Source organism: Cyclobacterium sp. SYSU L10401, from assembly GCF_010993705.1.
GTDB lineage: Bacteria > Bacteroidota > Bacteroidia > Cytophagales > Cyclobacteriaceae > Cyclobacterium.
This window is the reverse complement of sequence record NZ_WOFO01000002.1, coordinates 710,025-735,188: the sequence shown is the minus strand read 5'-3', so window position 1 is coordinate 735,188 and position 25,164 is coordinate 710,025. Positions and strand designations below refer to the sequence as shown.

At 44.5% G+C, this 25,164-nt stretch carries 15 protein-coding genes and 1 pseudogene; 10 read left to right on the top strand and 6 right to left on the bottom strand.

Annotated elements, in window-relative coordinates; all coding sequences use genetic code 11:
• Positions 1 to 84 precede the first annotated feature (84 nt).
• Together GL182_RS07900 and GL182_RS07895 are read left to right on the top strand one after the other, a co-directional pair.
• Positions 85 to 2,118, top strand: coding sequence for a carboxypeptidase M32 (locus GL182_RS07900; RefSeq protein WP_163379086.1), 2,034 nt, complete (start codon positions 85 to 87; stop codon positions 2,116 to 2,118).
• 71 nt (positions 2,119 to 2,189) lie between these two features.
• On the top strand, positions 2,190 to 3,692 hold the full coding sequence (locus GL182_RS07895) for a S10 family peptidase (protein ID WP_163379085.1): 1,503 nt from the start codon (positions 2,190 to 2,192) through the stop codon (positions 3,690 to 3,692).
• Positions 3,693 to 3,947: 255 nt separating this feature from the next.
• Here GL182_RS07895 and GL182_RS07890 read toward each other — a convergent pair.
• The 5 genes and pseudogenes from GL182_RS07890 to GL182_RS07870 form a co-directional block, all read right to left on the bottom strand.
• Positions 3,948 to 4,529 (bottom strand): annotated as a pseudogene (locus GL182_RS07890) (Uma2 family endonuclease); the annotation flags it as partial.
• Between the two features lie 216 nt (positions 4,530 to 4,745).
• Positions 4,746 to 4,982 (bottom strand): DUF433 domain-containing protein, encoded by a 237-nt coding sequence (locus GL182_RS07885; protein ID WP_154858005.1) that lies wholly within the window; start codon positions 4,980 to 4,982, stop codon positions 4,746 to 4,748.
• A 182-nt stretch (positions 4,983 to 5,164) separates the two neighbouring features.
• Positions 5,165 to 6,148: a sialate O-acetylesterase gene (locus GL182_RS07880; protein WP_163379084.1), complete on the bottom strand. Its 984-nt coding sequence runs from the start codon at positions 6,146 to 6,148 to the stop codon at positions 5,165 to 5,167.
• A 136-nt stretch (positions 6,149 to 6,284) separates the two neighbouring features.
• Positions 6,285 to 8,534, bottom strand: coding sequence for a S9 family peptidase (locus GL182_RS07875; RefSeq protein WP_240469733.1), 2,250 nt, complete (start codon positions 8,532 to 8,534; stop codon positions 6,285 to 6,287).
• A 40-nt stretch (positions 8,535 to 8,574) separates the two neighbouring features.
• Positions 8,575 to 10,317 (bottom strand): hypothetical protein, encoded by a 1,743-nt coding sequence (locus GL182_RS07870; RefSeq protein WP_205603602.1) that lies wholly within the window; start codon positions 10,315 to 10,317, stop codon positions 8,575 to 8,577.
• Positions 10,318 to 10,826: 509 nt separating this feature from the next.
• Between GL182_RS07870 and GL182_RS07865 the strand changes: the two genes are divergently transcribed.
• From GL182_RS07865 to GL182_RS07830, 8 genes are all read left to right on the top strand, one after another.
• Positions 10,827 to 11,072 carry a hypothetical protein gene (locus GL182_RS07865; RefSeq protein WP_163379083.1) on the top strand — a complete coding sequence of 82 codons (246 nt, stop codon included), beginning with the start codon at positions 10,827 to 10,829 and terminating at the stop codon, positions 11,070 to 11,072.
• Positions 11,073 to 11,418: 346 nt separating this feature from the next.
• Positions 11,419 to 13,611, top strand: coding sequence for a M60 family metallopeptidase (locus GL182_RS07860; RefSeq protein WP_163379082.1), 2,193 nt, complete (start codon positions 11,419 to 11,421; stop codon positions 13,609 to 13,611).
• Positions 13,612 to 13,688: 77 nt separating this feature from the next.
• Positions 13,689 to 16,130 (top strand): family 78 glycoside hydrolase catalytic domain, encoded by a 2,442-nt coding sequence (locus GL182_RS07855; RefSeq protein WP_240469732.1) that lies wholly within the window; start codon positions 13,689 to 13,691, stop codon positions 16,128 to 16,130.
• 105 nt (positions 16,131 to 16,235) lie between these two features.
• A complete protein-coding gene (locus GL182_RS07850) occupies positions 16,236 to 17,684 on the top strand; it encodes a sulfatase (RefSeq protein ID WP_163379081.1) in 1,449 nt (482 codons plus the stop codon).
• A gap of 515 nt (positions 17,685 to 18,199) precedes the next feature.
• Entirely contained in the window at positions 18,200 to 18,445 is a 246-nt protein-coding gene (locus tag GL182_RS07845) for a helix-turn-helix domain-containing protein (RefSeq protein WP_163379080.1), read from the top strand.
• Positions 18,446 to 18,920: 475 nt separating this feature from the next.
• Positions 18,921 to 20,699 (top strand): sodium:solute symporter family protein, encoded by a 1,779-nt coding sequence (locus GL182_RS07840; protein WP_163379079.1) that lies wholly within the window; start codon positions 18,921 to 18,923, stop codon positions 20,697 to 20,699.
• Positions 20,700 to 21,034: 335 nt separating this feature from the next.
• On the top strand, positions 21,035 to 23,383 hold the full coding sequence (locus GL182_RS07835) for a TonB-dependent receptor (protein ID WP_163379078.1): 2,349 nt from the start codon (positions 21,035 to 21,037) through the stop codon (positions 23,381 to 23,383).
• A 3-nt stretch (positions 23,384 to 23,386) separates the two neighbouring features.
• Positions 23,387 to 24,298, top strand: a complete 912-nt coding sequence (locus tag GL182_RS07830) for a DUF4249 domain-containing protein (RefSeq protein ID WP_163379077.1) — start codon at positions 23,387 to 23,389, stop codon at positions 24,296 to 24,298.
• Positions 24,299 to 24,420: 122 nt separating this feature from the next.
• On the opposite strand, the gene GL182_RS07825 is transcribed toward GL182_RS07830, so the two are convergent.
• Complete coding sequence (locus tag GL182_RS07825) at positions 24,421 to 24,987, bottom strand: DUF4230 domain-containing protein (protein ID WP_240469731.1); 567 nt, start codon at positions 24,985 to 24,987, stop codon at positions 24,421 to 24,423.
• Between the last annotated feature and the right edge of the window lie 177 nt (positions 24,988 to 25,164).

The window sequence follows — 25,164 nt, the reverse complement described above, 5'->3', positions numbered from 1 at the left end:
TTCTAAACTCATCCCAACTAAACTAAATTTTAAAAACCCGGAAAGGAATTTGCAAATTCCTCTCAACTAATTCTATTCGCTGTAATGAAAGCCATTTATTTTACCCTTATTATCTCGCTGACTTTTGTCTCATTTAATAGTTTCGGGCAGGAGATTTTCAAAGACAGTTTACAGAAGGATGTAAATCAGGTTACTGAGAAACTGATAACGAAATATGGAGATGAAAATTCAGAACGCATCGTTCGTGGTGTCAGGCACCTTTCTAATCTTTGGTTTGAAGAAAATGGGAATGGTGTTGAATTTCAGGAGTTTTGTCTGAAGCAGTTTATCCCTTCCGGTCCAGAGCTTGATAATGCGTTGCGAATTGCTGAACAACAATTTAGTGCCATCAATGGATACCAACGAGAACTCTCTCTGGCACTCGATTACCCATTGGTGACCATGACGCGACCTATCACTGAGCTGGACAGGTTTTTTAGCGATTCAAAAATTACGATTGATTTTTTCAAAAGCAAACTTGCCCTCGCCATCGCCCTCAATTTCCCCTATTATACCAATGAAGAAAAGGAAGCATTTGGGGCTAATTGGAGTCGAAAAAAGTGGGCAATGGTCAGATTGGGAGATAAATTTGATTTCAGGTCCGACCCGGATAAGGAGCCCGACCCCATGCCGATCCCCGATGAGCTTCGTGATTACACCACCCGCTACATTCTATCAATGGATCATGTGGTATCACCCGAACTTGAAGTTCTTTTTCCTGAAGGAACCCGGTTGAACAGTCACAATGGATTAAGGGATGAAATCAAAGGGCTCTACTTCAGGGATAATCCTCTGGAAAAGCAGCGCATCATAAGTACAATAGTGATGCATATCATCCATCAAACCATACCGGAATGCATGGTGGGAGAAACGGCTTATTATTGGGAACCCATAGCCAATAAGGTGTATCTGAAAGAAGGAGAAAATTTTATAGAAACAGATTTTAAGGACGAACCTGATAATAGATACAAAGTGTTGCATCACAACATGTTATCCAAGATGCGACAGGATGCCAAATATCCCGAAGGATCAACGTATTTGACCCGAACCTTTAAAAACGGTCAACTGAGTGAAGAAAAAATTGTTTCATTGCTGGAATCAGTTTTAAGCGCTACGGAAAAGAAAGCCGTAGCCTCGTTGATTGAAAAAAAGATTGGGAGAAAGTTAGAACCATTCGATATATGGTACACGGGATTCAGCGACAATACGAATTACAAAATGGATGAACTGGATCAACTGATCAAAGAAAAATATCCCACCCCAATGGCATTCCAGCAAGATCTACCCAACATCCTCAAAAGAATTGGTTTCCCGGATTTTGAAGCTGAATTTTTTGGCAATCAGGTTGTTGTTGATCCAATTCCCTCCGGAGGCCATGCCAATGCGCCACAAATGAAAGGCGCTAAAGCCCATTTGCGTATCCGTTTTGAAAAGGATGGCCTGGATTACAAAAATTACAGGGTGGGTATGCATGAAATCGGCCATACCATTCAGCAAAATGTTGGCACCTATATGTCTGATTATTATTTACTGAAAGGCATCCCAAGCAGCCCCTACACAGAGGCCATGGCGGATCTTATTGCGTACCGCAACTTGATTGCTTTGGGAATAAATGAGGAATACAGTGCCAGGGAAAAGCAGGACAATGCCTTGGCCGCATTTTGGTTTGTTTGTGAAATGGGATCCGAAGCGCTTCACGAGATCAGGGTTTGGCATTGGCTGTATGATCATCCGGATGCTACGGTTGAAGAGCTTAAGGCAGCAACCATTACGATTGCCAAGGATATCTGGAACCAGTATTTTGCAGAAATTTTTGGTGTAAGGGATGTCCCTATCTTAGCCATTTATAATCATTTCATTTCCGGGGCGCTCTATTTACACAGCTATCCTATTGGAAATATTGTCGTCATGCAATTGGAAGAGCAGTTTGAGGGAAAGGATTTTGCGACGGAAATGATACGAACATGCAAGATCGGTAAGCTTACACCTGATCTGTGGATGATTAAAGCAACAGGTGAACCTTTAAGTTCCAGACCACTATTGAGTGCCATGCGAAATGCGCTTGAAGCCTATAAATAACTTTTGTGCAAGGCTTTACGGCATCTCCGGAAAAATTGTAGAAAATTTAACCCCTAACTAAATACCTTATTATGTGTAGTAAAACCAGTAAATTTCTCCATCAAATAATCTTCCCTTTACTTTTATTAATTGGTTGCCTTACTTCTGTGCATGCCCAAAACAATAAATTACCGGCCGACACTTCTCTTGTCTCTTCCAATGAAGTAACGGTTAACGGGAAAAGAATACCCTATCAGGTTACAGTAGGTACTCAGCCGGTATACGGTAAAGATGGAGCACCTGATGCTGCGTTGTTTTATACCTATTACAAACGAAGTGATGTCGATCAGGTCGAGAATCGACCCATTGCATTCTCATTCAATGGAGGGCCGGGAGCTGCATCCCTATGGATGCATTTGGGTTATACAAGTCCGAAACGGCTGGAAATAAGTGATGAGGGATATCCCATACAACCCTATGGTGTCGTCGATAATCCCCATTCCATTATAGATGTGGCAGACATCGTTTATGTTGATCCAGTTAATACGGGTTTTTCACGCATATTGAACGACGGCAAGCGGGAAGATTTTTTTGGAGTGTATCAAGACATTACCTACCTGGCTGACTGGATTGACAATTTCCTATCACGACAAGGACGTTGGAGATCCCCAAAGTACCTGATTGGGGAGAGTTATTCGGCAACACGCGTAGCGGGCTTATCTGCTGAACTGCAAGACAAGCAGGGGATTTACCTCAACGGAGTAGTTATTGTTTCCGGGACCAAAATGGAACTTCCGATCGCAAGTAATGAAGTGCTTCAGTTGCCCAACTTTGCTGCGGTAGCCTGGTATCATAAGCAGCTACCTGAAGATTTACAGCAAAGAAGTCTTACGGATGTTCTCTCAGAAGTTGAAGCGTATGCCATAGAGGAATATTTACCGGCAGTCGAAAGAGGCGGATTTATTGATGAAGATCAGAAACAAGCGGTTGCGGAGAAATTAGCCCGGTATACAGGTCTCAAAAAGGAATTGATATTGGACCACAATCTGACAGTCTCCAGAAATGCTTTCAGAAAAGAGTTACTAAGGGATGAAGGATATTTCCTGGGTCTCTCGGATGCCCGGTACAAAGGTATCGATAAAATGGATGGGGGCGATTCCTTTACCGGAACTCCACCCGAGTCAGCTGCCTGGGATAATGCCTTCACTCCTGCAATTAATGCATATCTTCGAGATGATTTAAACTTTAAAACAGACCTGCAATACCATGTTTCCGGTGCTGTATTTCCCTGGCCCTGGGATAGATTTACGGATGGGACCGGGGAGAAATTGCGTAATGCCATGATGCAGAACCCCCATCTTGAAGTATTGTTTCAAGCAGGATATTACGATATGTTGGTCAATTATTTCAGACAAATGAATGGTATGTGGAAGCTTGATCCAAGCGGTAAAATGAAAGACCGTTTGCATTTTAACGTGTATGAAAGCGGTCACATGATGTATGTGAGGGAGGAAGATTTGGTAACGTCTACCAATGATCTCCGGGAGTTCATTCAACAATCAATCCCCCTGAAAGGTGAAGCGGCAGAGTATTGATGTAGCCTTTCTATCTCGGCCAACTTTTGCAACTAACTTAAAATTTTACCAATAGTCCGGCGAAACCAGATGACAGCATCCAATTACGGTGTTTTGATAAAAAAGGAATCGAGTTTATCAGCAAATTCTTCGCCAGTCACCTGTGCAGAAAGATAGTCAACATTCTTGTCGATGGTTTTTCTAAACCGCTCAAAAGAAACAGGCATTATCAAGCAATCATTCACATCCAGCCCAAACCTTTTTACCACCTATTCCTCATAAGCAATCACAAAACAGCTCCTCCAAATTTAATACAAATCCCTCAACAGCTTTTGAAGACACCATGTCCCCATGGGTAAAAATCTTCGAGGCATCATACCGTCCGTTGATTAAGGTATACACCAATAAAGTGCATTCATTCGGATGTATCACCCAGTATTCCTTGACACCCGATTCTTCATATACCTCATATTTATGTTGCAGCTCCTTCTTGTTATTGCCTGGAGATAGGACTTCGACTACTAAATCCGGCGCACCTAAGCAACCGGCCTCGTCGATTTTATGAGCATCACAAATCACGCAAATGTCCGGTTGCACTACCGTATCGATATCTTCGTTTCTTTTTGATTTTAGCGGAAGCCGGACATCAAAGGGAGCAATGAATACCTCACACTTTTTACCTCTTAGATAATTAGAGAACTCCACAAACACCTTCCCGGCAACCCGTTGGTGGATTACCCTAGTTGCAGCGGCTTGTCTGAATACCTTACCGCGAATCAACTCCACCATTTCATCTATCTGCCAGGTCAGGTAGTCAGCATAGGTATATTTTCCATATTCGGAAAATGGCTCTTCAACTTAGTTGGGAGTATCGTGATCATCCATAGTTTAAAAATAGGGAAATTAGTGAAAAATCAAAAACATGTCTTTCCTAATAAATAACTATTGGGAACTCGAGCGCGCTTCATTTTCGAATGATCCAATTTCTTGTCCCAAATCATTGATTACCTTCAATATGAATTTTGGCTGGATTAGATGGTTTGTTTGATAGATGGGGATTATTGGTAATCAGCTTCATCCTGAAATCTTCGTGTAGCTTGAATACTTAGCTATTTTCCTCGCATAGGCTAAACAAGCCAGGATATCTTCTTCTTCCAGCTTAGGATAATCCGCTAATATCTCATCATGGGTAGTTCCGGCTGATAACAGGTCAAGAATTAAATCTACTGTGTATCGTTTATTCCTAATGGTAGGTTTCCCATGGCAAATTTCGGGATTAACTGTAATTCTATTCAGTAGTTGATTTTCCATTTGTTAAAGTTACGAAATGTTCAATTAATTGGTTACTTGCTATGGTTAGCCTATCGGCAAAACCCTGCCTGGGAATAGTTTACAATTGCATCTTTTTATCCATCGCAATGAAGTCTAGAAAAACCCTTTTAAACCAGTCATTTGTAATGGCCTCCTTCTAGCTTTTCAATCCTGATCACAAATCAGGGCTGAAGAATATCGAACATTGATTCACCCATTGATTTCCCAATCAGAAAATAGGATGCTGCATTTCTATTCCAGTGATAGGACTGATTGGCTGGTGAATCTTCGACTTCACGCCAGAAATCTCTTGTTTCTACCACTTTAACATTGCCCATGAATTCCGGGAAATCTGCGACAGCCAGTTGGGCCTCCATCAAGGATAAGGCCCTTGGGTGGGTTTCATCCCAACCTGACATTCCTGTTGTGGCCATAACAAAAGGGAGTTTCGGTACACCAAGATCTTTTCGCACATCTTTGATAAACTGGATCATATTCTCCTTGTAGGCATCATTAGCGGCTTGATTGATCCGGTCATTCCATCCCTGATGCCAGCCAAAGCCCATAATTTCATACCCCTGACCTTTATAAGGAGGTACATAATCGCCCAAATTGCCCAGTACTTCGTTTACTATGGAAAGCATCTGCACATAATAATATCCGGTATCTCCAGGGGTAATTGGCCTATTTTTATACCCAGACTCACCTGCAGCACCCGGAGGAAAAAAATCAACGGCAAGGCTTTTACCTCCCCAGGCAGTTTTTATAATCAAAACGTCACCATCATAGTGATCTCCCATAACATTCCCAAACTCCAATTCCGGGCCGATTGTATTTTCATTGGCACCGTAGCCAACTGTCAATCCACCCGTATGAATTTTTTCCTGGTGGTTAAAGTAAATAAATACATCCTCCCGTACCTCCCAGTCACCTTTTTCATTTACCAGGTGCCGGTATTCTCCCTTTTTATCATTTTCAACCAAATAGTTCAGGTTTCCCCGATCTCCCTTTTCAACCTCCCCATGACCTACCATATTGGATTGTCCTGCAAGAATAAATACTTTTAAAGGCTCAGAGCTTTTCGGCTTAAATGCTGTGAAAAGTAATAGGCTAATTATGGACCCGAATAGACCAATTCTCAGAATATTTGCCGGATGTTTTTCCATTATTTAATAAGAGTAGCGTTTATTGATTGTATCGTTACCTGAATTCATATGCATTCAATTTGGAACTATGTGGCGGATCAAATTCCCCAAGCAGCTTTTTTAAAATTGTACCCTACCCAATTGGTCTAAATGAAGTTTACCGGGGCCCTGCCGGTAAATGGTTAAGCAAATACCTCACCATATAAAGCCTCAAATGCAGTGAAGTGCCTTTTCCCTCACTCAGACCATGATTTCGGTTGGGATAGGCCATATAGTCAAATGGCTTACCCAATTCGATCAGGCGATCCACCAGCCCCTCGGTAATTTCAAGGTGGGTGTTGGTTTCCCCTGTTCCGTGAATGATCAAAAGATCCCCCTTTAATCCTTCTGCGAAGTTTATTGGTGCCGATTTGCGGTATCCTTCAGGATTCACCTCAGGAGTTTTCATGTATATCTCCTGAAACCAGGCGTTGTAAAGATGCGGTTGTGCCTTAGGTGCAACAGCGATTCCCACATCATATACTTCCGGTTTACGAAACATTGCATTTAAGGTATTGGACCCGCCGCCGCTCCATCCCCAGATCCCTACCCGGCTAAGGTCAACATAGGGCCTGGTCCGCACTAATTCCTGTAATGCTGCTGCCTGTTCATCGCTTGACAGGGGACCTAAACTTCCGGCTACCGCCCTTCGCCATGCTGCTCCCTTTGGGGATGGGGTTCCCCGGTTGTCAAATGACACTACCAGATATCCCAGATCGGCGATAACACGGTGATAATCAGTCATGGCATGTCTCCAGGAATCCATTACCGTTTGCCCGTGAGGTTCGCCATAAACATACACAAAAACAGGGTATTTGGCAGCCGGATCAAAATCGGAAGGCTTGATCATCCAGGCATCCATAACCACGCCATTGCCTATATCAAGGCTTAAAAACTCTTTTGGCTGAGGATCCAGCAATTTGACTTTTTCATTGAGCTCAATGTTACCTTCAAGTACACGTTCCACTTTATGCTCCGGTAGACTGACAAGTTCCGTTACAGGAGGTGTATTTGCTGAAGAAAAAGTATGAAATGCCCAGTTCCCTTCAGGAGAGATCGTATAACTGTGCGTCCCCGGCTGATCTATTGGAGTTATCCTTTCCGCTTTTCCTTTTCCGTCCACCCGTGTCCGGTACAAATACTTTTGGGTCCCATTGTCAGGAGAGGCATAATAGTAAAACCACCCTTTATCCTCATCCATACCTGCCCTTCCGATGACATCATAATCTCCCGGTGTCAATAATATCTCTTTCTTTCCTTCAGAAGACATCAAATAGGCGTGTCTCCAGCCATCCTTTTCAGTTAGGACAATAAAATTGCGGGTATCAGTAATCCAATCCACTCCTCCGTTAGTTCGATAACTTGCTACCACCCATGCCGGATCAGATTCTTCGTAAATAGTACTTATACCTCCATTGTTTATGTCGGCAATCAAAAATTGTCTCTGGTCCCTGAATCGGCTTCTTTTTTCCACAAGTACCTCCTCCGAATTTCCTGCCCAGCTTACCTCTCCAAGATAATATCCTTCTTTTGGGATTGGTATTGGCAACCATCGGGTCTCTTGTCCTGATGTGTCCACAACACCCACCCGCAATACAGCAATGTCTCCCCCGACCCGTGCAAATCGCTGCTCTTTTATTTCCGGATAAGAAGGATCACCTGGAACCAAGGAAGTTCTTTTTCTCACCTCTTTCACATCGGATTGAACAAATGCGATATGCATACCATCAGGACTCCAGACAGCCCTGCCGTTGGTAACCGTTTCCGAATTGGCATCATACGTAATTCTGGTAGTATTTTTACTAATCAGGCTATACACATAAAGATCGCCCTGTTCAGTGTAGAGAATTTGGGTGCCATCCGGAGAAATACGGTTATTTGCTCCGGCCACAACTTTTTCATTGGCACCTGTTTTCCGATCCACCATCCAATAATCGGACCCGGTGTAATCGTCGTCCTTACCGGACATTTCTACTAAAATTTTGTCACCCTCCGAAGACAAAACATAGTTTTCAATGATAAAAGGGACTGAATAACCAAACCTGTCAAAATCCTCTGGGGAAATCAGTACTGTTCGCTTGCCCCCGGGCACATCATAATTCACCAGTGACTTTGCATCCTCTCCCGATAGATTTTCAAGTAGAAGGTAAGCCGAACCATCAGGAAGCCATTTTCCATTGAATGAATTGGGTGAAAAAATATTTTCTTCATAAATATCCTTCAGCTTCTCTTTAGTGGGCTCAGGGACTTCAACCTGACGATAAGTCTGGGATGAAATTGACTGACAGTTGGCGACATTCGAGAGTAGAGAGGCCTTTACCAGGAAAATCATTACAATTAAGAGTAATATTTTTACGTTTTTTATCATAATTTTCTCCAATTATGGGTTTCGGTTCCGAATGGACCCATTATTCCAATCCCTGTTTTGTAACTATAGGCACATATCCTACCTCCATACCCGCTGGTGGACTGACGATCAAGGCTGGGTCAACATCGGCTAACTCTCCTATCAAAGGTGGAGGCAGGTATTCCTGGTCTTTTTTCCAATGCTTGTGCAGCAGTTCCACCCTTCTTTGCATTTCTTCACGTGCTGCTTTACTCAAATCTGCATTGAGCAAGGCAGGTTGGTCGGCAAATCGATACCAGTAATAGGTAAGGGTACTGCCATCTCCCAGTTTTGCCTTGAAAGGCCCAGCTGCCGGGCCCGGGTTTTTCCAGCTGCTTTCTTCCTCCTCAGGTGTAACATAGGTAAGGGAGGGCCTGTCATCTTCAGCTCTATTAAAGCTCACATTATGGAGTCCTGTTTCAGCAGGAACATCACTCGGAGCCACTGCCACCCATTGCCCCATATCGTCCTCGCTGGATTTCTCCATTTTATAGTATTCAGGAAGTGTGATCAGGTCATGGCTATTTGTTTTTCTTTTTGTAATCAGGTCTCCTTCCCAGCGAACCCTTAAGGTAGCAGAATCAGTGACATTTGCGTCCATGTAGGAAGTAATATTCATTAAGGCACGTTTGTCCTTGGGAATATGCTCTCCGTAAAATTTCCAGTTAGACCTGACACCTTTGTTAAACTTCTGCATGAGCGCATGCTCCACATTTATTTTCCCATCAACAGCATCACCTCCGTCAAACCATGCTTCGACATCGTCCCAAAGGGACTCCTTTTTATAGACCATCAGGCGGTGAAGCAGATCCGAGTTGCCATCTGGCCCAGCCGGATATTGCGTCGGAGCCATACGTGCATACGTTTGACCGTTGGAGTCAGTGGCTTCATAGGAGTGAATATGCTGGGTTTCCATTTGAAAAGCCTTATTTGGTTCTGAGGGACGTTGATCTAAAAACAGTCCACTCAGACGAGGGTCTTCTACTGATGCTTGACTCCAGAAATATGGGGTAAAGAATGCCACGGGGCCCTTAAAATTTCCGGTATTTAAAAATAAGGTCCAGCACTGATTGCCAGTGGGTACAGCTGTACCTGCGGTGGTAGGTGTCGGCTTAGTCAGCGGTAAAGGCAGGTATCCGCTACCAAATAACTCACCACTGGTGCCTTGTTTGAGATTCAGACCATCAGGAGGCCAGAGTAGCCATGGACTCAGTTGAGCTACGCCGTATTTCCCTCTCGGATCGCTCCAGTCCCTTCCTCTACCTGCTCCCGGACCGTTGGCCCATCCGGCAAAATTAAGTTGTACACCGCCCATTATGAATTTAGGCGTTGTTGTTGCATACTCGGTATCACGCCACCAGCCAAGACCTCCTTCAATATCCGTATACAACTTTTCTACTGGCAAAGGCCCGTCATACTGCGGGTGCATCCAGGTACCAAACAAGCCTGATTGAAAACTCCTTCCTGAATATTCCCTTAATAAAGGCCAAGCCGCTGCATACATGGAGTAGCCTGCATTGTATGATTCATCAACCTTTTCCCTTTGAGTAATCATGTATCCGCCAACATTTGCCTTTCGGATCTTACTCTCGTAGGATTTATCTCTAGTATTCTGTGCAGTAACAGCGGTGAAAAAGAACAAGAGTATAAATGAAAGAACCAAAGACACTGTTCTGGTATCCGCCGGATTCTTACAACTAAAATAGGATAGGCATGTTCCTTTAGGCCGATGCCCATACAAGGAGTTTTTCTTAATTACAGTCATTTGATATTGTTTTTCTACCTACTGGGAAAATGGATGCTATATGCAAAGCAGAAGTTCATTATCCTATGACATTCATCAACGGAAGCAGGTAAAGGGTAATAAAAGCTTTTTGCGGGTTTATTAAATATACCGCCTCTTTTGGTTCTAACTATTTCCAATAACGGTTCAGAACTGAATAATCGACACCTGAAGCACCGCAGATCAGCAGAATTAATCTAAAAAAACCACTGAGTGAATATAGTAAATTCCTGCAAATTATTCGCAATAAATATGGGATAGTGCTTTTTCCTTTACATGGTTTTTTTATCGATTTACATTTCGGTTTTGAATGGGGACAGTAGGATGGTGATTCCAGTTAGGATCCGGCTTCGTGATGTGAAGGTTTTTCAGTTGTCAGCTTTGGGATGGCTATTTGAACAGTTAAAATACTACACATTTTGGTTAAAATACTGGATGCTTTCTCCGGTGCAACTTGATAAATTTATAGATTATTCATTAGCCTATTTGTTATGCAAACAATTTATTCTGGAAAAATTAACCTAAAAGACTCTTCCATGATAGGTGATTTCAGGTGTATTTACGAAACGGATGACAGCTTCCTGGTTAGGGCGGAGTCACTTATCGCCACCGGGGAAAGTGGCAATGCATCACATCTGAGATTTCTCAATGAAGCCGCAAAAGTCAGGTTGCCCCGTATTATTTTAAAAAATGCTGCTGAGAAGTCGATTGAGCTTATTCGTAATTCAAACCAATAATGGTCTGAAATTTTGTAAAAACCAGATAGGATGAAGGCTGCCCATAGAGGGATGCCCTCGAAGGTCGGGAACTTTCAGTAGAGAAGAGTTATGGTCCTTGAAAAGCAAATAGTAATCACATGAAATCGAGCATGACGCAATCGTCACACAAAGGGATGATTATAAATCATGCGAAGATTCCACCCCGATAAATCGGGACAAGTTCTGACCATTTAAAGACAATTATAAACACATGAAATCGAGCATGTCGCTAGCGACACACGGAGAGATGACTATCAAACATGCGAGATTCTCCCGATTAAGGATCGGGACAGGCATCTGACCATTTAGAGACAATTATAAACAGATGAAATTTAAGTTACTTATACCTCAACGATCCCTAAAGGGCATGTTACTATTTCTTCCGATTTTTTCAATCGCCATAAGTACATTGGCTCAGGGACCAGCCGGCTACCTGGAATGTGAACCGGAACAGTATTTTGTGGAGCCAACCAATGTTGCTTTTGGCAGCGATGGGAATTACAAATACCTGTTTAATCAGGTTGGGCCGATGGTTTTTTCACGGGGACAGTTTTTTGGAGGTCCGAGTTCGGCACAAGTGGAAGAAGCATGGTATCAAACGATCAGTAAAATGGATGTGGAGACCCCTTCCGCTAGTCTTAAACTGGCTTTTTCAAAACTTAAGAAGCATTTGACAGGGGAATCAGTACTTAGGCCAGAAGAGATTACCCTACAGGACTCCATTATTCAAGCCAATATTTCAGCGATTGGCATCAAAAAGGAAATCATTGAGCAGGCTTTTGACCTGGTAAGTACCTACGAGGAGACGGCCAGACCCTTATTCGATATCCAAGGAAAAAAAATAATGTTACCCAGGGAGGTACAGCCCGGTATGGAGATTCATTACACACTTTTTTATATCATGGATGCCATTACCCGCAGTTACAGTGCTGCAAAGCTGGAAGAATTTCCGCAGGTTTATCATGGAGCCAGGTTCAAGTCGGCGGCTTATTTTCCAGGAGAAGTTAATCCTCCAAAGGATCCGGATAATGTTTACCGGGTTAAGGTAAAAGCATCACAGAAACCAAACTGGGGAACGCCCATTTACTTTCACCAGGATGCCTATTCCCGCCGGCCTACAGGAACCTACGTAGCACCAGGCACGATTGTTAAAATTAAAGTACCTCCGGCAGTCGTAAACAAGGGGTATACCATCCGGGTTGGAACACATTTCTGGGATTTGCGGTACCGCAATAGAATGGCAAGACTTGACAGGGCAACCATCATCTATCCTGTGGTAGACGAAAACATCACGGTGGGTTCTCCCCTTGGCGGGAACATCTATTTTGAAGTCCCGGAAGGAAAAGAGGATGGCATCATCGAATTGGAAATCACCGGAGCTGTGCGGTCTCCTTATTTTTCTACAAGGGATTATAACCAAACAAGCCTTGAAGACTGGAAAGAAACCGAACGCCACCATCCCGGAGCCTGGGCCGATTTTGAATCAGACAAATTTCTCATGCAGGTGCCTTCCAGCTGGATTTATGATTTTGATGATCCCGAAACCATGCTCAACGACTATGACAGGGCCATGGATGCCGTCAGCGATCTGCTAGGCAAGCCCAGGTTGCAGGGAACGCATTTCATGTTCCGTCAGGTAGATGCAATCATGCGTGCAGGGGTGCATGCGCCGGGTTACCCGGAGATCAATGTCACCTATGACCCGACAGCAGAAACAAATGGTAAGGGAACTCAGGTAATGCTCCAATCACCTGTAAAGCAGCCATGGGTCATTTTCCATGAAATGGGACACTCACACGTTCCCTCGTTTTTTGAAAATGAAACAGAATCTATTGTCAACCTATTGCATGTAGCAGTTGCCAATCATGGATTTGGATTGGAGCTGGATTCTGCTTTCGGTTGGTCGATAAGTAATCGCCTGGATGTAGACCTGGACATGGCTGCTATCAATTTAATGGTAACGGAACCCTTCAGAAACAATCAGCCCTTGAACAGGGACCGCATGTCCTACCAGCACCGGGGGCATGGCAAATATGTGCAGGTGGTTCGCCTATTTGGATGGGATGCCCTGGGGGATATGTTTAAAAAAGTGAATGAGGATTATAACCGGGGAATTGTCATTAAAAAAACGCACCATCCTACCGATGAAAGAATTTTGCGGATGTCTGTTTCGGCAGGTGCCGATCTCCGCCCACTGCTGCACTTTTGGGGTAGGCCCCCGGAAAATGACAACACCTTGGCTGACAGCCTTGAAGCAGCCGGATTAAACCCATCCAGGGAAATTTTTGCAACACTGGAGCATTATAAATCCATCCTTCCCAAGACACTGGCACAGGCACAGGTACATGCGAAATTGATGTTTCCGAAAGAAGGACATCCTTCAGCGGATGGTCATGATCTGGAGCGGGACATGGCATTTATCTATTCAGATTGGGATGAAGCATACGCGGCACAATCTATTGAGCAGATTAAACGGATCCAGACGCTTTATTTTCCGGAAAACTGGTTAAGGGACTAATAAATGATAAAAACGTGTTTAGGCAGAATAAATCATAAGTAGGAGCGGGAATTTTGAATAATAATAAAAATAGACCAATGAAAGCGTTACAATTAATGGTAAATAAAACAATTGGCCTGTGCTGGTCATTTCTGGTATTGCTTACCGTATCCTGCCGGGAGTCCCCTAAAAACCGGCCGGATTGTGGACTTTGCGAGGATACGGAGGCCGAATGGATACAGGTGGCAGAACAGCTTCCTGAAAGTGATTCCCTTTTTTATTTAACTCGCCCGGCCCCACTTTTCAGAAAGGAGTTTAACCTGACCGATCATATTGACAGCGCAAAGCTCTTCATTACATCAGCCGGCTACTACAAGGCGAGTATCAATGGACAGCCCATCGGGAAAAATATACTGGATCCCGCCTGGACGGACTACAGCAAGCGGATTTACTTCACGGAATACGATTTAACCTCCCAGATTAAAGAAGGAGACAATTGCCTGGGTGTAAGCCTGGGAAACGGCTTCTACAATCCCCTTCCACTGAGAAAATGGGGCAGAAGAAATCCCAGAGAAGATTTACAGGTAGGTAAGCCTACCTTTATTGCAAGGCTACTTATTTTTTATCAGGATGGTACCCGCAAAGAAATTCATTCCGATGATTCCTGGAAATATAACTACGGCCCGCTGCTCAAAAACAGTGTGTACATCGGGGTAGCTTATGACCAACGACAGGAAATAGACGGATGGGATACTCCCGGCTTTGATGATGAGGCCTGGCAGGCAGCACAGACAGGCAAGGGACCCGGTGGCAGGCTGCAAGCTGCCTTTTTCCCTCCGGTTCAGGTAAGGGAGGAGATTAGCCCTGACTCGATTTATACCCAGGAAGAAGGAGTTTATATGGTGGATATGGGGGTGAACTTCACCGGAACTTACCGGATAAAACTATCCGGGAACCCGGGGGATACCGTAAGCCTGAGGTTTGGAGAAAGGGTATATGAAGACGGCTCGCTCAATCCCATGACCACTGTGGTAGGTCAGATAAAAAGGGAAGGAATAGGTGGTCCCGGTGCCCCTGAAGTGGCCTGGCAGACGAGCAGTTTCATACTGGGGGATACCCCTGCCTGGTTTAGTCCTGACTTTACGTACCATACCTTCCGGTACATGGAAATCAAAGGACTAAAGGAACCACCCCGGCTTTCAGACATCACCGGGCTGTATTTCCACACGCAGGTAGACCGGGAAAATCAGTTTACCAGTTCCAATGCCTTGCTCAATGATATTCAAGAGGCGACCGAAAGGACCTTTTTATCCAACCTGATCAGTGTTCAGTCTGATTGTGCCGTGAGGGAAAAGTTTGGATATGGAGGGGACCTCAATGCTACCAGTGAATCCTTTATTTACAATTTTGATATGAAGGACTTTTATCGAAAGACAGTTTACGACTGGGTGGATGCCATGAATGATTCGACTTTTGTGGATACGGCTCCCTATGCCGGGATTAAATATTGTGGGATCAGCTGGGAATCTGCTTTCCTGATCACCCAGTATTACCTCTACCTCTATTACAACGATACCGATCTGGTGGAGGAACTTTATGAGCTAAACCTTCAATGGATGGAAAAAGCAGGCAGAATCCATCCGGAAGGGCTGGTCGACGCCGGTTTGAGCGACCATGAATCCCTGGAGCCCGTGCCGGTACAACTGACAGGTACCGCCCATTACCTGCAATGTGCCCGTATCATGAAAACATTTGCCGCAAAGATGGGGGATAAGCAAAATGAGGAGCATTTCGGAGCATTGGCAGAAAATCTGAAAAATCAGATCAAGGCGACCTTTTGGGAGCAGCCGGTGGTAGAAGAAATAAACAAGCAAACCTTGTTTTCCACCTTGCTGTACCATGATATCATTCCCGAACAGGATCTGGATGCAGCCCGAGACTCTCTGGTACAGGCAGTTCAAAACGGACCTTCGGGACATTTCAATACCGGTATTTTTGGGACCAAATACGTTCTGGAAACCCTCTCTGAGCATGCTTCTATCAATGAGGTATATGCTATCGTAAACAGTACCCAATATCCGGGTTGGGGTCATATGATAGAAAGGGGGGCCACAACCATTTGGGAAACCTGGAAGGAAAGTGATAACACTTTCACCAATTGCCATCCCATGTTTGGTTCGGTGACCGAGTGGTATTTCCGTTGGCTGGGTGGGATTCGTCCTGATCCGGATTATCCGGGGTTTCGGGAATTTGTACTGGCACCCCGGGTACCGGATAAATTGGAGTCCATAGCTACCGAATACCATTCCCCTTATGGGGAAATCGTCTCCAATTGGAAGAAAGGGTCATCGGGAGAGGTTACCTATGAACTGAAGATCCCCACTGGTAGTAGCGCCCGGGTTTCTCTGGAGGTTGAGCCTGACCAGAAATTGCTCCTGGAGAGAATGGAGCAAGGCTTTAATCCTGAAAATATCAATGGCCTGGCATCCGGAAATTTTAAACTGGAAGCAGGAACCTATACCATACGCATTTCCAGCTAAGCATTTTCCTGACCCGGGAGAAACAAGACTGGAAATCAGGTGTAAAAATGATATCTTGAAATTTCCCAAGAAAAAAAGTTTTCATCAGTAAATCAAAAAATAAGGATGTATAAAAAAACCAGTACCAGTTATCCCCTTTTGTTATTACTCATTTGGGTGATTTTTTCCTGCGGTGACCCGGTTGAAAAAAAGCAAACGGATTACCATCCCACCAATGTTTTATTGATCACCGCTGACGACCTGAATTACAATTCTGTTGGTGTTTATGGTTGTACGGTGTCTGATATTACTCCAAATCTGGACAAGCTGGCTGGAGAAGGCATGCGTTTTACCAATGCATTCGTGAATATAGCTGTTTGCCAACCCTCCCGTCAGTCCATCATGACAGGCAGGTATCCCCACACCAATGGTGCGCTGGCCTTCGATCCCATAGATGAGGCTGTTCCTACCCTGCAGGAGCAGCTTACCAGAGCAGGATACCTGAATGGGATTTTGGGAAAGGAAATACACCTGAAACCTACCGAAAAATTTTCCTGGGATTATTATGTCCGCGAAGGTGACCTGTCATCAGGCCTGGGTATAGGCAGGGACCCGGATTTGTATTACCAACATGCCATGGCATTTTTCAACAAGTCGAGGAAAGAAGACAAGCCCTTTTTTCTGATGGCCAATAGCCATGACCCCCACCGACCGTTTGCCGGTAGTGAGCAGGAAAAAAGGCTGTGGGGAGATGACTTGCCGGTAGTTACCCGAACCATCCAGCCGGAGGAGGTTACAGTGCCGGAATTTCTGCCAGACCTGCCTGAAATCAGGCGTGAAATAGCGGAGTATTATACCTCGGTTTACCGCCTGGACCAGACCGTTGGTGCTCTGATGCAGGCCCTTGACGATTCCGGCATGGCAGAAAATACAATGGTCATGTTTATCAGTGATAATGGCATGGCTTTGCCCTTTGCCAAGTCAAACTGTTACCTGAATAGCAACAAGACCCCATGGATCGTCAGCTGGCCAGGTGAAATCCCGGGAGGAAAAGTGGATAGCACCCATTTTATTTCAGGAATTGATTTTATGCCTACCATCCTTCATGCCCTCCACTTACCGGTGGTCCCGGATATGGATGGTACTTCTTTTCTTCCGGTACTAAAGGGCAAAACCCAAAAAAACAGGACCCGGGTATTCACCGAATTTCACCGCATTTTTGCCGGAATAGATTATTCCATGCGCTGCGTACAGGAGGGTGATTATGGCTATATCGTCAATTTCTGGAGTGACGGGGAACACCAAATCCGGGGGGATGCTGCCAGTGGAAGGACCTATGCGGCCATGAAAGAAGCAGCGGCAGAAGATGCAGCAGTAGCAGAGCGGCTGCAGATGTATGACTATCGCGTTCCCGAAGAGCTCTATGATTTTGCTAAAGATCCTGATGGACTTAACAACCTGATGGATGATCCGGCCTACCAGGAGATTGCCGCTAGGTTAAAGGATCAGCTCCTCAGAGAAATGAAGCGCACCAATGATCATTTGGCGGGTGATTTTGAGGAGGGATTTTTTTGAGAGAATGAGGGAAAATATTTTGCCTCTACAGGGCTTGAGTGTGCTACGGTAGTTTTGGTGTAATGGCTCATGCGGTTTTTAGCATGAACCGCAGGTTGAATTCCGGATAGCCTACTTGCTTGATCGCTGGTATTCAAAAAATATTGAAATGCTGCTTGTCTCCTTATCCGAAATGATTAATTTGAAAGCGGAATGAAAAGAGTAGGGCTTGGTGGAGCTGGTAATTGCAATAACATACCCCGGAAGTATACAGATCCAGCAAACTAATTGTGGACAGGTATACCTTTGGTTGTTAGATACGCAAGTTAGAGCCAATGACTGTCAACGGAGACATTTGAAATTCATTAAAAAAAAAATGGCTTTCAAAAAAAGTCACAAAAGACACCCCCAAAGGAAATTGAAAAGGCGAGTAAGTTGATGGACCAATACTTTGCCGAAAAAGAATCCGAAAACAAGAAAAGAAAAAAGCAATGAATACAAAAAGCTGAAAAACCATAAAAGATGATGTGTATGGAATGAAAGGCACATCACGAAGAGACGAACTTGAAAGAGATTTTGAATCATTTAAGATCGGGGTATTATTAAAGAAAGCCAGGGAGGACAGGAATTTGACTCAGGAGCAATTGGCGGAATTAGTAGACAAGAAAAGAACCTACATTTCAAGAGTCGAAAATAACGGAAGTAACCTGACACTTAAAACACTCTTCGACATAGTAGAAAAAGGATTGGGAGGAAAAGTCAAAATTTCCATTGAAGTTTGAAAACCAAATATGCGCTATTACATCACCTTGGATCCAGCGGGGTTTTTATTAAGCACTCTTAATAATACTCGGTCAGGACAGAAAGAAAAGGGCTCCGAATATGCCCACCGCCTCCAAGCTTCAAACTGCGTGTGGCTTGAATCATTCCCAAGGGAATGGATGCTTTGAAATGGATGGAAGACCTTTGGAGATCCAAAGGATAGGCCTTCCGATGGCAGCTTGCCGGAGCAGCCATCAAACCACCTTACGCTGCATTTAGCGCAAACGCTGGAGTGGTGGACGGTTAAGGAAAAACGGGGACAGCGATCCCTGTAAAGGAGTACTGATGGAGCTGAATGGGAATAACCCAGTGATAAAGCCTCGGGAAAGCAAATCACGAGGCGAAACTTTTCTCCATTACCCGACCATATTTCAGCTAAAGTTAAAGATTTACCCTCCTGATAATTTTTTAACCATTAACCCTTATCTTCCCGATATGTTATTACAAGGGGTAGATTGGCTGATTTTGGTTTTGTTTTTCATCCTTTCTTTGGGTATAGGCTTGTATAGCTCCAGGAAGTCAGCCAAAAACATCAATGAGTTTTTTAAGGCCGGAGGCAACTTGCCCTGGTGGGTTTTGGGGACTTCCATGGTGGCCACCACCTTTTCCACAGATACACCCAACCTGGTAACCGATATCGTCCGGAAAAATGGCATTTCAGGCAACTGGGTATGGTGGAGTTTTTTGCTGACGGGCATGCTCACGGTGTTTTTCTTTGCCAAACTCTGGAAGAGATCCGGAGTACTGACGGATATTGAATTTTACGAATTGAGGTACAGTGGCAAGGCAGCTTCCTTTCTCAGGGGCTTTCGGGCCATCTATCTGGGTGTTTTCTTTAACATCGTCATCATTTCAGGCGTATCCCTGGCGGCTATCAAAATCGGGACTGTCTTGCTGGGAATCAGTCCCATGGCCACCCTGATGGTTTCAGGCCTGGTCACGGTGATCTATAGCTCCCTGGGAGGATTAAGGGGGGTTGTATTTACGGATTTTATCCAGTTTATTTTATCCCTGGCAGGTGCCACGGCCGCCGCCTGGATAGCCGTAAATCATCCTGCAGTAGGAGGTTTGGAAAATTTGGTAAACCATGAAATGCTGGTGGAGAAGCTGAATTTTATACCCGATTTTTCCAATACGGAGATATTCCTCACCGTGTTTTTGATACCGCTGTTTATCCAATGGTGGTCGGTATGGTATCCCGGCTCTGAACCTGGAGGGGGCGGTTTTATTGTTCAGCGGATGTTGGCGGCAAAAGACGAAAAAAACGCCCTTTCTTCCGTCATGTTTTTTACCATAGTCCATTATGCCATCCGTCCCTGGCCCTGGATCATTGTGGCCTTGTGCAGTATCATTGTTTTCCCTGATTTGCAGGCCCTGCAACAGGCCTTCCCGGGTGTTGACCCTTCGATTGTTCAGGATGATATGGCTTATCCGGCCATGCTATCCTTTATGCCGGTGGGGATTATGGGCCTGGTGGTGACTTCTTTGGTGGCGGCCTACATGTCCACCCTGTCCACGATGCTGAACCTGGGTTCTTCCTATGTGGTCAATGATTTTTACCTGAGATTTATTCGTCCCGGTGCTTCACAAAAGCACCTGATTGCCATAGGCCGGCTTTCTACGGTACTGATCATGGTATTGGGAGGTTATGTGGCCCTGCAGTTGGAAAATGCCCTGCAGACTTTTGGGATTTTGTTGCAGATTGGAGCAGGTACGGGATTGATTTATATTTTGAGGTGGTATTGGTGGCGGATCAATGCCCTGAGTGAGATCGTGGCGATGGCAGTTTCCTTTTTGATAGCCCTGTATTTTGCTTGTCTTCACGATCATTTTTTTGATCCATTGTCCAATTCCGCAGAGTTGATTACCGGTGTCCTGATTACCACAGCCAGTTGGATCCTGGTATCATTTCTGACACCTGCTACGGATAAAGGGGTGTTGAAGGCCTTTGTCCGCAAAACTAATGCCCCTGGTCCGGGATGGAAAAGGGTTTACGGATGGATGAAGGTAATGGGAGAACGTGCAGCTGTTTCCGGTTATTTTGATTTTCAGGCGGCGGTATTGGCATTTGCTTCGGGTATTACAGGCGTCTATGCCTTTTTGTTTGGCACCGGTAGTTTTTTATTGGGAAATCCGCTCCAGGGTTTGCTGTTGATGCTGCTCGCCGGGTTGGGTTTCGGGGCATTGGTCTTTCTGAGAAAAAGGTTTCACTAGCACCAATTGAAAGCAGACAAATCGGATCCAGGGTATCCCGGGAATGTGATGCTGTATCCATTTCCTTTTCCTAAAAAAATCGAAAGCCATGTAGCAATATAGGGTTTCCCTTCGTCCAATACATAGAGGCTAAACGGGTAAATTCAGGTGCTTTAGAAAATTATTTATAGGTGATTTACCCATGGCTAATTTAGCAGCTCATCGTAGGAATGTGTCCTGCTGGAGGAAGTCATGAAGGATTAATTATTTTCAAAAACTAATTTGATTTTAGTTAATTCAATTAAATTTGCAAAAATTTTCAGGTTATTGTTTTGTTAATTTACGGTGTTGATCAAATGAAAAATTTTATTTTTATACTTTTCTTTTTTGGTTTAAACCTACCTGGTCTAGCCCAAAAAATAACCATTAGCGGCACCATCAAAGAACAGGGCACGGGCGAGCACCTGATAGGAGCGAATATTTATGATAAAATTTCGCAAAAAGGTACAGTAGCCAACCAGTTTGGTTTCTACAGCTATACCACTTCCAGTGACAGTCTTGACCTGTTTTTTAGTTTTGTTGGCTTTCAGACCCGGCATGTCAGGTTAAAAGCATCCAAAGATACGGTGATCAACCTGAGTTTGATACCTGATGGCAACCTGGAGGAAGTAGTGGTGTCTGCAGCTGAAATGGACCAGATCCAGGAAGTGAGCCGGATGAGTTCCATCAACGTTCCGATCAAGCAAATCAAGGAATTGCCGGCCCTGATGGGAGAGGTGGATGTATTTAAAGTATTACAGTTGCTGCCCGGAGTGCAATCGGGTACTGAGGGAGGAAGCGGCCTGTATGTCAGGGGAGGGGGACCTGACCAAAACCTGATCCTGCTGGACGGAGTTCCGGTTTACAATGCTTCCCATCTTTTCGGCTTCTTCTCCATCTTCAATGCCGATGCCATCAATAATGTGGAGTTGATCAAAGGGGGCTTCCCTTCAAGATATGGTGGCCGGTTATCTTCTGTGATTGACGTAAGCATGAAAGAAGGCAACATGCAGGAATTTAAAGGAGAAGGTTCTATTGGCTTGATTGCCTCCAAGGTGACTGTGGAAGGACCCATCAAAAAAGATCAGACATCCTTTATCTTTTCAGCCAGGAGAACCTATCTGGATATCCTGGCCAGACCCATCATCAAGGCGGCCACCCAAGGAGATGAGAATGTAGGCTATTATTTTTATGACCTGAACGGCAAAATCAACCATGTGGTCAACGATAAAAACAGGCTGTACCTGAGTGTTTATTCAGGAGACGACAAGGCTTATTCCAGATACAAGGACTTCTATGTCAATAACAATGAAAGGACGGATTACGATGAAGAGTTCGGCCTGAAATGGGGTAATTTCATCACCGCTCTGCGTTGGAACAATGTCATCAACAGCCGATTGTTCAGCAACCATACCTTCACCCATAGCCGCTACAAGTTTGACCTGTTTAGTAATTATGAGGAGAAAATCACGGGAGCTGGTGTCAATGAAACCAATGTTTACTCGGAGCAGTATTTTTCAGGCATCCGGGATTGGGCGGTCAAATCCGATTTCGACTATATTCCCAACCCGGACCATTATATACGGTTTGGTACCAATGTGATTTTCCATAAGTTTTCTCCGGGGGTATATGCCAGCAAAAGCAGCGAAGCAGAAAATGACCTGAGATTGGGTGCGGATGAACTCAATTCTCTGGAATATGCCCTGTATGCAGAAGATGATATCAATCTCAGTTCCAGGTTAAAAGCCAACCTGGGACTACATTATTCCGGTTTCCTTACTGAAGACCAACATTACAACAGCCTGCAGCCAAGGATTGCAGCCAGGTACCTGGTCAATTCAAGCACCTCTCTGAAAGCTTCCTTTGTAACCATGACCCAGTTTATTCACCTGTTGACCAATGCAGGATTGGGTCTGCCCACCGACTTGTGGGTGCCGGCCACCCCAAATATTGGACCTCAGGAAGCCATGCAGGTGGCTTTGGGAGGAGTACGTAATTTCAAGGGTTTTGAAATAACGCTGGAAGCTTACTACAAAACCATGGATGGATTGATTGAATACAAGGATGGAGCCACTTACCTCAACCTGGATGAGGACTGGCAGGACAAGGTAGCTGTAGGTGAGGGCAGGAGCTATGGGGCCGAATTCCTGGTTCAGCGAAAAGTTGGAAAGGTCTCCGGATGGTTGGGATATACCCTTTCCAATACCGAGAGGAGATTTGATGAGGTTAATTTTGGCGAATGGTTTCCCTACAAGTATGACCGCAGGCATGATGTAAGTTTTGCCCTCACCCATGAGTGGAGGGACAATAAGGATTTTTCCCTGGCCTGGGTCTATGGTACCGGCAATGCGGTTTCTCTACCTACGCAGCGCTACGAGGGATTGGAGGTAAGCAGGTTTGGAGGTTTTTCCAGGCCCAACGTAGAATATTACGAAAGCAGGAATAATTTCAGGAACAGGGATTACCACCGGCTGGATTTGAGTTTCAGCTGGTGGAAAACCAAAAGCTGGGGGGAAAGAAAATGGACCCTGGGCATTTATAATGTATACAATCGCATGAATCCATTCTTTATGGACCTGGGCAGTGACAATCAGGGCAACCGGAAAGTGATGCAATACAGCCTTTTTCCCGTTATCCCTTCCTTTTCCTATAGTTTTAAATTCTAATGTATGGCTGTTCCACAAACATTTAAAATTTTCCGATTTCTGGTGATCCTTGCGGTTCTTTTTATCTATTCCTCCTGTGAGACCACGGTGGATATTGATATTCCTTTCGAGAAGCCCCAGGTTACGGTCAATTCCATTCTTGCACACAATACCTTTCCAAAAGTGCGGGTAACCTACAGTAAGCATATTCTGGATAACAATTGGGAGTTTGAGCCCGTTAGGGATGCTGAGGTAAAGCTGATCCACCAGGGAGAAACTTATCCGCTCAGTTTTGATGAAGCCACCGGAGAGCACATTAGCCTGGACCACATGATTGTGGAGGGGAATGAATACAAGATTGAAGTGCTGGTAGCGGGATATGAGCCGGTCACTGCCACCGAGATTATTCCAATAAGGGTTCCCATCAAAAACCTCGTATATCAAGGTCAGGTACAGGTGGATTCCTGGTCATCAAGGGATGATATTCAGTTGACTTTTGATGACCCTGCTGGGGAAAACTATTATGAGATTTCAGCCCAATATTACAGAACGTATACTTACACGGATCAGGACGGCAATTTGGTATATTATGAAGACAATTATCCCCTATATCTGGAGCCTAAAAACCCCAGTTATGAAAAGGATTTTAATACGGATGGGGAGTTGTTGATTGATGACAAATTATTTGATGGCAGTGAGGCCAAAATCGATTTGTTTATTGATGGCTCTTATTTCACCGAAGACATGGATGGTGAAGTGTCATTTACCCTGAAGGCGGTGACAAGGAATTACTACCTGTTTCATTCTACCTACGGCCTGCAATGGTGGAACGATGGGGATCCTTTTGCCCAGCCGGTGCAGGTCTATTCCAATATCTCGAATGGCATAGGTATCGTTATGGGGGAGAGTATTTCGGTAAAGCGAATGGAGGAGTGATAGGCTGAGGTTGGTTAAAAAAGTGCACCACAGATTACTCAGATTAACACAGATAACCAGGATTTGCTATCCTGCTTTCGTAAACAAATTGGAATTGTAGCGTATTCCGGTACCATGAACTTTCAAAATTCCAAACCCCGCAGCTCCTCGGGAGAATTGATGGTGGTTTCTGCAAAATGCAAACTCCAGCCCATGGTTTTGGTAAGGATATAAATTCTGGATAACTCCGTAAGTAATCGTTCCCTGGCGTCGGATTTCAGGTCAGATTGATTGATTTTTTCCTCCAGGATATTGTTGATGCGTTCCTTGATTTTGTTGTAATCCGCTGCACCAAACTTATTGAAATAATCCTGGCTGATATCGTAGTACTGCAAGTCGGGGTAAATATTGACTTCTGGTTCAGGTATACTTGTAATCCGGACCTGTCGAAGCTCAGGATCAATTTCCGTTTGAATCTGGCGCAGGTCATAACCAATGGTGACCTTTGCATTGACAATTACCAGGGCTTTCTTATTGGCAGAGAAAATATCGAAGTAATTTCTGCGGGTATTTTGATAGCTTAAAATCTGCGAGAAATGACCCTCAGTTACGATAAGCTTTCCTACTTGTTTGATTTCCTGCTCAAGTAAAGCAGTATTGAGCTGTAATTCTTCCTTTTCATTCTTCTCCTTTACAAAGTAAAAGATCATTAAGAATAATAAAATTGCCGTAACTATTCCGGCCAGAAACCTGTACATAACTCCTGTCTATAGGTTGAAAATAGATACCATAAAACCGCTGTAAATCCGGAAGGTAAACGGAATTCAGAGCTCCCGGGTTTGGGATTGAACCTGCATTGGTCCAGTGAACCGGAAAGCGTGCGGATT